Origin of the sequence: Cytobacillus sp. FSL K6-0265 (assembly GCF_038003465.1) — a bacterium.
Classification (GTDB): Bacteria; Bacillota; Bacilli; order Bacillales; family Cytobacillaceae; genus Cytobacillus; species Cytobacillus stercorigallinarum.
The window spans coordinates 1-13,783 of the sequence record NZ_JBBOPE010000002.1 but is presented as its reverse complement, the minus strand read 5'-3'; the positions used below and the strand labels follow the sequence as shown (position 1 = coordinate 13,783).

At 37.1% G+C, this 13,783-nt stretch carries 12 protein-coding genes; all 12 read left to right on the top strand.

All coding sequences use genetic code 11. The features are described 5' to 3' along the window. Positions 1-414 precede the first annotated feature (414 nt). The 12 genes from MHH73_RS22230 to MHH73_RS22175 are packed head-to-tail and all read left to right on the top strand — an operon-like array spanning position 415 to position 13,441. Positions 415-2,955, top strand: a complete 2,541-nt coding sequence (locus MHH73_RS22230) for an ATP-binding protein (RefSeq protein WP_341069976.1) — start codon at positions 415-417, stop codon at positions 2,953-2,955. Positions 2,956-2,969: 14 nt separating this feature from the next. Continuing rightward, positions 2,970-3,860 (top strand): replication-relaxation family protein, encoded by an 891-nt coding sequence (locus MHH73_RS22225; RefSeq protein WP_289432528.1) that lies wholly within the window; start codon positions 2,970-2,972, stop codon positions 3,858-3,860. Positions 3,861-3,916: 56 nt separating this feature from the next. Further along, on the top strand, positions 3,917-4,255 hold the full coding sequence (locus MHH73_RS22220; protein ID WP_289432527.1) for a hypothetical protein: 339 nt from the start codon (positions 3,917-3,919) through the stop codon (positions 4,253-4,255). Between the two features lie 13 nt (positions 4,256-4,268). After that, positions 4,269-5,249, top strand: coding sequence for a conjugal transfer protein (locus MHH73_RS22215; protein ID WP_341069973.1), 981 nt, complete (start codon positions 4,269-4,271; stop codon positions 5,247-5,249). A gap of 18 nt (positions 5,250-5,267) precedes the next feature. Then, positions 5,268-5,489: a hypothetical protein gene (locus MHH73_RS22210; protein ID WP_289432525.1), complete on the top strand. Its 222-nt coding sequence runs from the start codon at positions 5,268-5,270 to the stop codon at positions 5,487-5,489. 3 nt (positions 5,490-5,492) lie between these two features. After that, entirely contained in the window at positions 5,493-5,912 is a 420-nt protein-coding gene (locus MHH73_RS22205; protein WP_341069969.1) for a TcpE family conjugal transfer membrane protein, read from the top strand. Next, positions 5,902-8,463, top strand: coding sequence for an ATP-binding protein (locus tag MHH73_RS22200; protein ID WP_341069966.1), 2,562 nt, complete (start codon positions 5,902-5,904; stop codon positions 8,461-8,463). The genes MHH73_RS22205 and MHH73_RS22200 overlap by 11 nt, the downstream gene beginning before the upstream one ends. Further along, positions 8,460-8,894, top strand: coding sequence for a hypothetical protein (locus tag MHH73_RS22195; RefSeq protein ID WP_341069963.1), 435 nt, complete (start codon positions 8,460-8,462; stop codon positions 8,892-8,894). Before MHH73_RS22200 ends, MHH73_RS22195 begins: the two co-directional genes overlap by 4 nt. Then, entirely contained in the window at positions 8,891-11,329 is a 2,439-nt protein-coding gene (locus MHH73_RS22190; protein ID WP_341069960.1) for a CD3337/EF1877 family mobilome membrane protein, read from the top strand. Before MHH73_RS22195 ends, MHH73_RS22190 begins: the two co-directional genes overlap by 4 nt. Further along, positions 11,329-11,958: a hypothetical protein gene (locus tag MHH73_RS22185; RefSeq protein ID WP_341069957.1), complete on the top strand. Its 630-nt coding sequence runs from the start codon at positions 11,329-11,331 to the stop codon at positions 11,956-11,958. The genes MHH73_RS22190 and MHH73_RS22185 overlap by 1 nt, the downstream gene beginning before the upstream one ends. After that, positions 11,945-13,144: a C40 family peptidase gene (locus MHH73_RS22180; protein ID WP_340978748.1), complete on the top strand. Its 1,200-nt coding sequence runs from the start codon at positions 11,945-11,947 to the stop codon at positions 13,142-13,144. The genes MHH73_RS22185 and MHH73_RS22180 overlap by 14 nt, the downstream gene beginning before the upstream one ends. A 15-nt stretch (positions 13,145-13,159) precedes the next feature. Next, positions 13,160-13,441, top strand: a complete 282-nt coding sequence (locus tag MHH73_RS22175; RefSeq protein ID WP_251162690.1) for a heavy metal-binding domain-containing protein — start codon at positions 13,160-13,162, stop codon at positions 13,439-13,441. Positions 13,442-13,783: the final 342 nt, after the last annotated feature.

Here is a 13,783-nt window from a genome sequence, read left to right as displayed (position 1 = left end):
AAATGATCACGGCTAGGTGAGTCGTTTACCCGTGATCATTTGGCAGGACCTTAGATATTTAACCCACTTACCTGATTTCAAATGTTATGTAGTGGTAGGGGGGAGTGGTGAGTAGTAAGTAAGTGAGAGAGAGTAAGTAAGTTAAGTAAGTTAAGTAAGTAAGAGAGAGTGAGTGTGGGGGGAGGTAAGTGGGTAGAGAGTTAAGTTCAAGAGAGTAAGTAAGTAGTTCAAGAGAGTAAGTTCAAGTAAAGGAGTTCAAGAGAGAGGGGAAAAGAGGATATTTTATGAGAGTGTGGTGGATAGATCGGTTAGGATAAAGAGGTAATTGGAAGTTAGAATTTTGTGATTGGTAAAGAAATGTAATTGAGAAAATAATATATTAGTTGATAATGTGTTTTTAGGGAGGTGGAGTATTTGAGGTATCATTTATTGCCATTTTTGATTCCGAAAAGTGGAAAAATTTATGAATTAAAGACAACGATGGATGGAAAGATTTTGTATTTTAAAGATGAAACAGCATGGTCGACAATGTTGAGTTTTCTAAATAGACCATGGTATAGAAGATTGATTAAGCAAGAATGGATTAGTTGGGAAATTATTGCCACAAAAGATGATATAAGATTTTTTGTTTGGGTTCCTGATGATCATGTAGGAAGAGCATTTAAAAGTAAATATTATGCAGAACATCCAGAAGTAGAAATTACAGAAGTTAACCCAACTCCATTAGATTTTAAACGCCCTCATGCAGCAACGAAGCTATTCACCGAGAGTCATTGGACAGTTCCCATCAAGACATACCACAATGAAGTTGTAGATACCCAAGCAGAAATAATTGAGTTTTTAGATGGATTAGAAGATGAGCAAGAAATTCATATGCAATTTTTAGTTCAGCCGGCTTATGGCACTGAGAGAAGTTTTAGAGGAATTATTAAACAATTTCATAAACAAGGCGCAGCGGATGAAACATTAGAAAAAGATAATGAGTTATATTTGTCAGCTATTGAGGGGAAATCAACTCGTGTTTTATCTAGGATTGGCATAAAGGTTGTTGCGTTTGGTCGAGATCAAAAAGATGTTAAATCTTTAATTAAAAGCGCTAAAGGTTCTATAGGTACTTTCTCTAGCGGAAGGCTTAATCAGTTAAAAGGTCGTGAATGGTGGTGGTTTCGAACGATTCGCCCTTTATTTCGATGGGAGTTTCAAAATCGATTATTTTCCATTGAAACTAAAAAAAAGCGAGTTATTTTAGGCACTGAAGAAATGGCTGCAATTATGAGATTGCCAAGCGAACGAGTGAAAAATAATAAGTTGAATCGTTTGAAAATGAGGGCTACCCCATTGCCAAAGGAATTAAAGAAACCTTCATTTGACCCGAATTTGACGATATCCCTAGGAGATCATCAATATCATGGGCATGAAACTAGTGTATTGTTTGATTTAGCTACACTTAGATATCATGCAGCATTTCTTGGAATGTCTGGTATGGGTAAATCAACAGCGATGTATAATCTCGTGGAAGATTTAATCAAATTGGATGGAGTTGGTACATCTATAGGTGGAACGGTTATTGATCCCCATGGTGATTTATGTCAGGACATTGCAGCACGTATTCCGCCTGAAAAGCAGCATCTTGTGAGATACATCAAATTTTCAGAAGGGGAATTTCCTTTTAATGTTTATGATGTTGATTTTGCTACAAGTGAGGATAAAATTGCACAAACGGTAGCAGATGTATTAAAACGAACTTGGAAGGATTTTTGGGGTCCTAATATTGATGACAATTTTTTAAATGGAGGAATCGCCTTACAACGAGTAGGGGAAGCAAGCTTGCCGAATTTACAGAGGCTTTTAAGTGACCCTGATTATCGTGATTCTGTTTTAGAACGTTTGGATCGAGCAGACCCTATAGAAAATGACTTGTTCCTTTATTTTGCGAATTTACAACAGTTGCAAGATAGGGAACTTCAAGCAAAAACAAATTCTACTCTTAATAAGCTTCGTAAAATTACTTTATCAGGTGTATTAGGAAAAATGTTGAGAGCAAAAACAAATGGTTTACGCTTTCGAGAAAGTATGGATGAAGGGCGAATCAATTTATTGGATTTATCAGAGTTAACCAGTGATGAAAAGAAATTGATTGGCTCAATGTGTTTAACGTTTGCTGAATTGGCAGGGAAAAGTCGTGCAGATACACCAGCATCTGAAAGAAGCCGTTTACCTTATCATTTTGTGATGGTAGATGAGGCGCCAACGCTTATGGAGCATAGTACTGACGCTATCGAATCTTTTGCTTCGGAACTTCGGAAGTATAAAACATCTATTATTCTAGGGATGCAGGGAATTAAAGATCAGCTGCCACGAGAAGTTGCGTCAGCGATTTTCAGAAACTTTGGAACTCTTGTTTCTTTCCGTTTAGGAGAGCCTGATGACGCAGCATATGTGAATAGATCGATGACATCGGAAACATTAAAAGAATCGGATTACCTTCAAGTTGAGCCTTATCATGCATATATGCGTATGCAGGTTGGAAATGAACGAACAAGACCTTTTCTGATTCGGATGAAAGCACCACAAGAAGCACTTTATCAATCTTCGATTCCTGGTATTAAACAAAGAACGATTGAAGAGGCATTAGAGTATGAAAAATTAGCTGTTCCAGTGGTTACGAAAGAATCGGAAGTAGAACCAGTTGATGAATATATGGAATTAGATGTGTTGGTTGGCGATGGTGAAATTCCTGACCAAGAAAATGAAGCATTTCATGAGATAAGTGGTGAATTACATGCTTTAACAGAAGAATTAATGGAACAAGATGAGCAGAAAGATGAATCTGAAAATGATGGTTTAATTGCTGATGACACAAATCAAGAGGACACACCAAATCTAGAAGATAATCAGGAGAAGAGGGAGTCAAATGATAAAAAAGCGGTTAATATCGAGGATTTATTGGTTTAGGGGGTTAATGAGGAATGGTAAAAAGAATCGGAGATATAGAAGAACAATTATTTGTATCATTGCATGACTTGGTTTTTGTGGATGTACCGTATTTAGAAAAATACATCTATGTTCACCCTGACGGGACAGCTTATTCTAGACCGTGGATATCACGGCAAATGAACGCATTGCAAAGAGAGGGTTATATTAAATCTTTTCCAGTTGCTAAAGCGTCAACACGTGGAAATGACCGTTTAGTTTACACCTTAGATAATAAGGGTGTGCAAGAAGTGAAAGAGATTTTAGGGGAATCTGATTGGGATAAACGATGGACTGATCGTACACCAACATATATTTATCATTCATTGCAGATGTCTCATATTCAAGGTGCTTATGCTTCACAAAAAGATAAAGTATTTGCTTTTAAAGAATTTTTTTCTGAAAGGCGAGCTTTCAGGAATTATGGGGAATCCTCAAAAGACAAAGAAGGTAAAGTGAAGCAATCAGCAACTACTGTTATTCGGCCCGATGGTGCATTTGTTTTAGAACGCACGCTAAATGAGCAATCTATTCAAATCTTATACTTAGTGGAATTAGAAAGAAGTCGTCAAAGGATTGATGTCACCATAAATAAGTTACGACGCTATAACGAATATGTGAGAAAAGGCGCTTATAAAGATGATGTGGTTTTTGGTGATAATATACAACTTGTTCGTGTTTTATTTGTATCGAGTAACCAAAACGAAAGAGATCAATTGATGAGAAATGCTAAAAAAGCAGAATCAAGAGAAATCGAAAAAATTGGTGGTGCTTTGATGTTTGCTACTTATGATGAGGTTTTAGAAAATCCTTACGGTGACATATGGAAGGCTGCGCATTCTACTGACCAAGAGAAACTATATAGCCTATATAAACGTATAGAATAAAAAATTGAATATTAATATTCAAAAATTGAAGCTACACTTGAAAGGAGGTGATTGGATTGGGGTACAAGGTGAAGCGAGGTTCTTCATCGAGTGGTGATAGTACCATTAAAGATATGCTATTGGGCTTTTTAAAGCGATTAGTCGGATTAGTTATCATTCTTGCACTTATGATTATTGCTGGATACTTTCTATTTCAATTTGCTTATGATCAATATCCACCTTTCGCAGAAGCAGCAGATGATGTCTTAGGATGGCTGAAAAGCTTTTATACTGAATATGGTATTTGGGCAACTCTAGGATTAATTCTTTTCCTTTGTATAGCTGTTTGGGCTTTAGGAGAAGAAGCCAAGAAAAAAGATAGTAGAAAGAAAGCCATGGAAGAAATGATGAAATAAAAAGGAGGGCATTATGAAAAAGCGAGAATATCCGAAAACGTTATTCAGGAAAAAAATGCTTAAAGGTGTGTTTTGGACTGGGTTTGGGCTTGTGTTGTTCTTATCAATTATCGCTATTGTCAGAGTGGGAAATGCAGGAGCCAATGAAGCAAAAGAAGAGATTCCGACAGAAGCACAAGAGGAAGTGGTAAATCTAGCAGCTAAAGAGGGCGGTCAAACCTTTGCGCAAAACTTTGCGTCTCAATATTTCATTTGGGATAACACCGATGAAGCAAGAGAAAAAAGAGGGGAACGCTTATCTAAATATTTAGCTGAAGGATTAGATCAGCAAGCAGGATTATCTTATGAAGGGATGGAATGGAGCAGCACGTTATCTTCTTCACAAGTATGGAAGGTAGAAGAAACGAAAAAAGATGAAGCTTTGATTACACTACGAATCAATCAGAACTTGAAAAAGGTGATTCCACCTGACAAAAAGGCAGTAGAAAAAGCTAAGAAGGATAAAAAGAAACCACCTCAACCTAAAGAAGAAACATCAGGACCACACGAAAAATACTTTGTTGTTCCAGTGAAAACAGATGGCCAATCTTATGTAGTGCATCAAATACCTTATTTCGTGGCTGCCCCTCAAAAGCCAGACATTGCAGCAGACACTAAAATAAGCGAAGAAGATAAAGTGTTAAGTTCTGAATTGCAAGAAGAAGTAAAAACCTTCTTATATACCTTCTTCAAGGTATATACGACAGGCACACAAGAAGAATTAACTTATTATTTGAAAGATAATGATGATTCAGTTTTATCTATGACTGGTATCATGACTTTCAAAGAAGTGAAAAACCTCGTCGTGAAGGAAGGGGAAAAAGAAGGAGAATATATCGTTCATGCCACGGTTGCTTTTAGCGATCAACATTCTAAAGCAGAACTTGTTTACCCGTATGAAATGGAAATTGTCAAAGATAATCGATGGTTTGTAAATGAATTAAAGAATCAATAATTAGGAGGTTCATAGATTATGAATTTTGGAGAAAATATTCAAAGTTGGTTTTCAACACAAATTGGTGCTTTGTTTTTGGTAGCTATCGGAGCTATAGCAATTTATTTCTTAGTGAAAAGAGAGTTTTCTAGGTTCGTTGGATTTGCTATATTCGCGATGGTTGTAGGCGTATTTGTATTTAACCCAGACACTATTACAAATCTTGGTTCTAACTTATTCAGAACCGTGTTCGGAGGGTAATATATGAGACCAAAGATTCTACGAACCTATAACAGTGTATGGAAAGTGGAAAAGGTACTTTATGGGGTGCAAGACATCCCACTGCCGATACCCGTAACGTATCGGCAGATAGGATTTTTTGCGGGTGGAGTTGCCTTGGTTTGGTTCCTAAACAAATTCCCCCCTTTAAGTTTAATTGATTTGGGTTTGATTGAATACATCTTTTTACCGGGATTATTTGCCTGGTTTTTTACCAAACAACTGTTAGATGGAAAAGCGCCGCACCGATTCTTTTATCGGGCGGCACAACACCACCTTAGCCCTCGCCGTATAAACCGATATAAGGAAGTTTCAGAAGTGAAAGCTCCTTATAAATATAAAAGTTCTATTAGTTATCGAAAGCTTAGTTATCAAAAAAAGGATGGTGAAGTAAATGAACATTGACTTTCCCGTTAAATATTTTGAAGGCAATTTGGTGTTTTCTCAAGATGGCAGTTGTTGGGCTTATTATAAATTAGAAGGGTTTAATTACGATTTCCTTGCAACTGACGAGAAGGACATTATTTTCACCAAAATTAAAGCGTTTTTTTGGCAAATTAACTTAGATACTCATTTGCTTGTTGTTCCGAATTTTCAATCGATAGAAGAGAAACATAATAAATTCAAAAAAACATTAACAGGTCCATTAAAAGAAGCTGCTGCTAAACATACGGATGACGCAGCCATCCAATTGGAAAGTATGTTAGGCAAAGAAGGAACAGAGTATTTGTTTTTCATTGGCGTAAAATTACCGAAACCCGACAATGTAAAAAATAAAAAATCCTTTCTTCAGGACTTAAAAGAAGCGTGGAAAGAATTTATTAGCGGTGTGAATGAAACATCAGGTCTAGATACACCTGAAATTATCGAAGATGAAATTTTGCGTTATCGTAAATCGGAACGACGTATTCATAATAAAGTTCATTCACGTATGAGAGCTGAACCAGTGGATGAATTAACAGTTCAATGGTTGATTAGAAGAAACTTTTATCGAGGGATTGGGAAAGCGCCTCTTATACAAAATTGGAGTCCAGCGTATTCAGTGAATTATAAAGAATATGAGGAAGAGAATGTAACTGTTCGCCGCCCGATGCATCATGACATTTTACGTTTAACCGAAGGGTTGATTGATGATTCTCCTAAACGGAGCCTTTTATTAAAGCAAATTCATGAAGGTGAAGAAAGAGAAGGGCATGTCGCTTTTCTAACTGTTTCAAGTGTACCTTATGAATTAGAATTTCCGAATGAAGAATGGATATATGCCATTCAAAGCCTTGATTTCCCTGTAGAAATCAGTATTCGCACAGAAACGATGGATAATCGTAAAGCTTTATCAGCTGTACGAAACAAACAGAAAGAATTAAAAGACCAAGATCGTCACGCAAGAGAAACAGGCAATGATACAGGGTTAAACGTATTGGAAGGAAGGCAAGAAGCGCATGAGCTAGAAGCTCATTTACAAAAATCACGAATGCCATTAATTAAAACATCTATTGTTTTCGCTTTATCTGCATCAGATGAAGATGAATTAAAAAGACGTTGTGATACGTTGAAGGACCATTACCAAGATATGATGTTTCAAATCGAGCAACCTTATGGTGATCAATGGCTTGCATTTAATGAGTTTCTACCAGCAGCTAAAAGGTATGTTACCGATTATGTTCATTTCATGGAGCCTGCGACAGTAGCAGGAGGGATGTTTGGAGCTACTAAACAATTAGGCGATGGAGAAGGCTTTTTTATCGGTTCAACAGGTATCTTAGACCAACCTGTTTATATTATGCCTAACCGAGCTGCACAAGGGATTAGAGGAACGAAAACAAATGCTTTATCAGCAGCATTTCTTGGCTCACTAGGTGGAGGAAAATCCTTTTGTGCTAACTTGATTACGTATTTATCGGTATTATCAGGCGGAAAAGCTTTAGTGGTGGACCCAAAGGGAGATAGAGATGAATGGGGCGACAAGCTTTATGATTTAAGAGACCATGTCAACATCATTTCGCTTTCTACGAAAGCAGAGGATGCTGGAAGGCTCGACCCGTTTTCCATACACGATAATATCAAAGAAGCTGAAACGCTTGCTCTAGATATCCTAACGTTCCTTACAGGTGTACGTTTAGATGATTCTAAACGATTTCCTAAATTAACACATGCTGTGCGTGTGGTTGCCGAAGGAGAAAAGCCTTGTTTGAAAAAAGTAATGCAAACCTTGCTAAATGATGATGACGAAGTGGCAAGAGAACTTGGTGGACATATTCAGTCCTTTAGTGAATTATCCTTTGCACAGCTATTATTCGGTGATGGTGAGGGGCAATCATCCATTAGCTTAGAAACAGCATTAAACGTTCTACAAATACAAAATTTAGAGTTGCCATCACCTAACACACCTCCAGAAAAATACAACTTATCTGAAATGCTTTCTATAGCAATGATGCTTCCAATTTCGTCGTTCGCATTAAAATTCATTCATTCTGATCGTAGTATCTTTAAAGTGGTGTTACTTGATGAAGCTTGGGCAATCTTAAACACAAGCCAAGGGAGTCACTTAGCTACACGTCTTGTGCGTGCAGGGCGTTCTATGAATGCTGGAATTTACTTTGTAACACAAAATGCGGATGACTTGTTAGATGAAAAAATGAAGAATAACATCGGTATGAAATTTGCTTTTAGAAGTACCGACTCAAAAGAAATTGAAAATGTGCTTTCCTTATTAAATTTAAAAAATACTGAATATAACGCATCTATATTGAGTGAATTACAGAATGGCCAATGTCTATTTCAAGATATTTCTGGTCGTGTAGGAGTTGTTTCCATTAATGCTTTATTCCATGACTTATTCGACGCATTCGATACAAGACCACCTGCTGAAAGGGTTTCGGAGGAAATAGAAGAAAATGAGGTTATACAAGAAAAGAATAATCAACCAGAAAAAGAAGAAACGGAGGTTTATGTATGAAGAAATGGTTAGTTGCAGCAGGATTGACAACAACAATATTCGTTACCGCAGCATGCGGTAGCGAAAAGGTGAACAGTCAAGGTCCTTCAAATATTCCTGTTGAATGGGTGAATGCACACATTCAAAAAGATCAGGGGAAAATGGCTGAATTACTAGAAAAAGAACAGAGCTTAATTGACCCAGAAGATAAAGCAGATAATGATTCACAAGTTGAAAATTACAAGTTAACTGAATGGAAAGTTGATGACGATCGATATTTCTATGAAATTGTATATGAACATCCTGAAGAAAGTCGTTTGAAAACAGATACTATGGAGGTAATTCAAACAGACGATGGTTGGAAGCGTTCAAAATATGGTGAAATTCACGATTTTGACCAATTAGTAGCAAATATAGAGCCGAAGGTATTAAAGGAGCTGCATAATCAGTGAAAAAAATCTTGAAGCTATTGGCTGTCATCTGTTTAATGTTTGTGACAATGCAAGTACCTGTAGCCGCAGAGAGCTTACAAGATAACCTTGTTCCGCAAGATAGAGAAACCCAGAGAGTAGGAGAGGTAGAGCTCGAATATAATGAGCATCCACAACATCATTACGAACTTGACACTTATGTTGACACATCTGGTGACTGGATGCCTTGGAATTGGATGGATGGCGCAGGGAATCAAATTTATGTTGCTTTAATGGAAATGGTTAATGCTGTATGGATGCTTAACAACCTATTAGCTAATTTCACAATGGTCATTGTTCAAGAAGCATTTGCGCTTGATTTTGTCTCAAGTGTAATCGATCAGATTGGTGCAGCGATTTCTAATATCGCAGGATTTAATTCAAATGGCTTTATGGGCAATGGACTTTGGCCATTATTAATCACCTTTATTATATGCATGGTAGGTGCATGGGCAGCTTATGTAGGGATGATAAAACGGGAAGGTAGTAGAGCATGGGGTGGAATCATTTCAGCTTTAATTATCTTTGTGTTTTCAATGGGATTCTTCGCTAATTCTGCGAAATTCTTAGGTGGTATTAATGAATGGTCAAGTGAATTACAAAGTAACATTTTAGGGGTTTCAGCAGGTATTGTTAATCCTGGATCGGGTTACAGCAAAGATGAGGGATTAGCTACTATCCGAAATCAGATGTTTGATTTAATGGTAAAAAAGCCATATTTGCTAATGCAATATGGAACTACAAAAATAGAGGAAAATAGAGTTAATGATCTTTTAGCAGTTGACCCAATAATTGATGCAGAGGAAAGACAAGAAAAGGCAGAATGGGAAGTGAACGAAAATAACAATTCTATGATGTCAACGTCGGGTATCAAACAAAGAGCTGCGTTTGTTCCTTTACTTTTCATCGCAAATACTATCATCGGAGTTTTTCTGCTTCTTATTTCAGGAACAATTATTTTATATCAATTAATCTTTTTGGTTTTAGCTTTATTTGCACCAGTTCCATTATTGATGGCTTTAATACCGAGTTGGAAACAAACAGCTCTTAATTGGATTATGAAACTCGTTCATGCGCAGATTATGAAGATTGCTATAGCTTTATTATTAACTATCTTGTTTGGAGTCTCCGCAATTCTTTATCGAGCTACAGAAAGCTCTGATTTAGGTTATCTAGGTATGATGTTATTACAAATTATTTGTTTTGTAGGTGTTTGGGCAAAACGAAAAGACTTGTTTGGAATGGTATCAACAGCTGCAAGTAATATTCAAAGTAGTACCGGTCAAACATTAAACAATTACAGAAATCGCTTTAATCAAGCAAAGAATAATGTACGTAGAGGTAAAGAGTTAATGAACGGCGAGAAGAGCCCTTTACCTTTAGCGAACCGCAAAACAGGACTTAAACCACAGCCCCATATTGGTAAGCTAGACGAACAACAATTAGCTGAACGTAAAAAGGCATTAGGTGAAACAAAAGACCGTATTTCAGCTGCAGCAAGAAGTATGACTCTTGCTGACCGTAGTGATCAAGAGTTTCAAGAAGGAAAAGAAACGTATAAAAACCAACTCCATAATCGACCAGACATCGCAAATGCCCCAACTAATCAAGAAGAGCTTATGGACCGTCAGATTGATTCTAATAGCCAAGATAAGAGTAATGATAATGTAACGAATATAGATGATTTACGTCGTCGCCGTATGGGTTCAGGCAATACAATCCCATTGGTGAATAGATATCCTGAAAAGCTTGCGGATAAAGAAACAGCGTCTACACTCGAAGGTATGGATATTAATGATCGTCAACAGTCAGAGCGTAATGTCAATCATCAAAATATGCGCGAACATACAGACAAAATTCAAGAGAAGCAGCAATCAAATCTTGCCGAACGTCGAACACTTCATAATGACACAGATAAACAGACCGCTCAAGAAGTGATTAATCGAAATCAATCTACTCATGACAATGATGTTAAGAACATTCAAAACACAGTGAATCGTGACCGTATCACACAAGAAAGCAACGTTTCTAACGAAACGGTCAATCGTAATTTAATGAATAACGAAAATACACAAAGAAATATTAGTGAGACTGTTAATCGACAAATCACTAATAACGAACAGATAAATCAAAACTTCAATGAAACCGTTAATCGAAACATCACAAATAATGAAAGTACGCAAAGAAATATCAATGAGACATTTAATCGAAATCACATCACCAATGAGAACAATGCAAGTACTCAACAAACAACATCAAACGGAGCAAGACGAGTTAGTAAAATGACAGCTGAAGCAATTCAGACAATCATTAATCGAGCAAAGAATGACGATAAACCATTAACTAAATGGGAAGCCGAACAAGTAGCTGAATGGAGAAAAAAACAAGGTAATCAAGAGAATGAAGGAGGTAACTAATGTTTGGATGGGATTTTGAACACAGTAAAAGAGATCGTGTGAAACTGTTTATATTTACCCTTTCCATTTTCCTTGTCGTGGGCTTTACCACATATTTTTTTCTCAACAAAATGGCAGTAGATTCAGGGCAATCAGAAGAGGTAGTCGAATCAGTGGAAAACACTGATTCTGGCTCTTCATCAGCCGTTCAAGATACAGAAAATGACGAAGAATCAACAACAGCAACTAAGACATACAACCAAACAGAGCAATTCTCCGAAGAACAAATGGAAAGGTCCAAAGATGTCGCTATAAAATTTGTAAAAGCATATCACACTTATAATGCGGAAAAGCCGATGGAGTATTTAGAAAATGCGCAACCGTTTATGACGGATGCTTTGTATAAGAAATTCGAAAAAAACCCTCGTAGAGAGCCATTAGAACGAACTTATTTAACGGTGGATGAAATAGATATTACACAAGTTTCTAACGCTAGCAGCATTGTTGTCCGTTGGAATGTGATGGTAAAAGGGGAAGCTAAATCCGTTGATGGTTCTACTCAAAAAATAGAAGATTGGTATCTTGTTGGTTTGAGAGAAAATAACGGTGAATGGCTTGTAGAGGATGTGAATGTAAATGTCTCAAGCTAATGACCCAAACGACAATTATGAATCAGATGGCAGCTCGGCGCTAAAAAGCGCAGCTGCCACAGCTGGGAAAGCAGCCGCAAAGAAAGCAGGGCAACAAGTTGCTAAAAAGGCAGCACAAAAAGCAGGAACTGCCGCAGCATCACAAATTGGTTGGCCCATCATATTAGGGGTTGCAGCTGTTGTTATATTGTTTATTGGTATAGCTGTATCCGTCTTTTTCCTTTTAGCTTCTAGTGCAGAACAAGAGACAAAAACGCAAACAGGAGGGCTATGGGGCGGTGATATTTCGGAGTTAGGTCAGAATGAAATTCCTTCCGTATTTATACCTGTTTATCAAGCAGCACAAGAAGCTTATGGCGTACCGTGGAATTTGTTGGCTGCGCACCATCGAGTAGAAACGCATTTTTCAACAATCGAACCGATGATTTCGCCTGTGGGCGCACTTGGTCACATGCAATTTATGCCCTGTACATGGGTTGGATGGGGGCATCCAACTTGTTCAGGGCTTGGCGCAGGGAATATATCAGATTCTGATTTATCAGATCCTAAAGTGATAGAAAAGTATGGTGGGTATGGTGTAGATGCGAATAACGATGGAAAGGCTGACCCATTCGACATTGAGGATGCCATTTTCTCTGCAGCTAGCTATCTAGCTGCCAATGGAGCAGCTGATGGTAATTTAAGAGAAGCCATATTCGCTTATAACCGAGCTGATTGGTACGTAGAGAAAGTTTTAGGCTTTGCTGGTTCATATGTAGATGGCTATGTTGCTGTAGATGGCACAGAGGGGTTAAGTGGTGTAGAAGTAGCTGACATTGGGCGTCAATGGATTGGTAATTCCGAATACGTCTTTGGTGGTGGAAGAAACCAAAGTGATATTGAAGCAGGGCGCTTTGATTGTTCAAGCTTTGTACATTGGGCTTTTGATCAAGTTGGTGTAAATCTCGGGCCGTTAACATCAACTACTACTGATACATTAAAGAACCTTGGTAAAACCGTATCACTAAAAGAAGCGAAACCAGGAGACCTTGTTTTCTTCAATACCTATAAAGACGATGGGCATGTAGGTATTTATATAGGAGATGGAAGATTCATAGGTGCTCAAACGAGTAAAGGTGTGGCAATTGAAGATATGACAAGTGGGTATTGGAAAGATACATTTAACGGTAGAGTGAAGCGACTTTAAAGGAGGAAAAATCAAATGATTATGTCGACAGGGGATATTAAAGAAAAATATGAAGTATTAGATGTTTACCATAATTACATCACAACACCTGTAAAAGAGAACAAATTAATTAGTTTTACAAAAGAAAAAGACCTCATTTCGGAGGCATTTAATAAAATTAATTTGCAAGTGATGGAATACGCTGAAAGCATGGGTGGGGATGGAGTTATCCATATCCGTTATGATACTAAATTTTTTAATCAAGATAAAAATGTTATGGTTTCAGGATATGGCACTGTAATTAAATTGATTGATTAATAACTACTACGGAGCAGCCTTAATGGCTGCTTTACTATGTTTAAATCAAAAGTCATTTACATTTAAAAGATATTATCCCGTTTAAAAGAAATTAATTTCGCCACAGAGCCAATGAAGCGTTGTTAATTTCTTTTTTTGTGTAAATGAAAGGTTGTCTGCAGAGTGAACTATTCTTTGTAAAAGCGTTTTGCTGTCAGTACTCCTATATAGTTCTTTAATTTTTTAAAAATTATAAAAATATGAATAATTCCCTATTTGTGGAAAAATAAAATCGTGATATATTCTTAAAGAACAAAAAATTGAAAAAATAGAAAGGAATGGTCGAAATGAAAAAAATGCTAA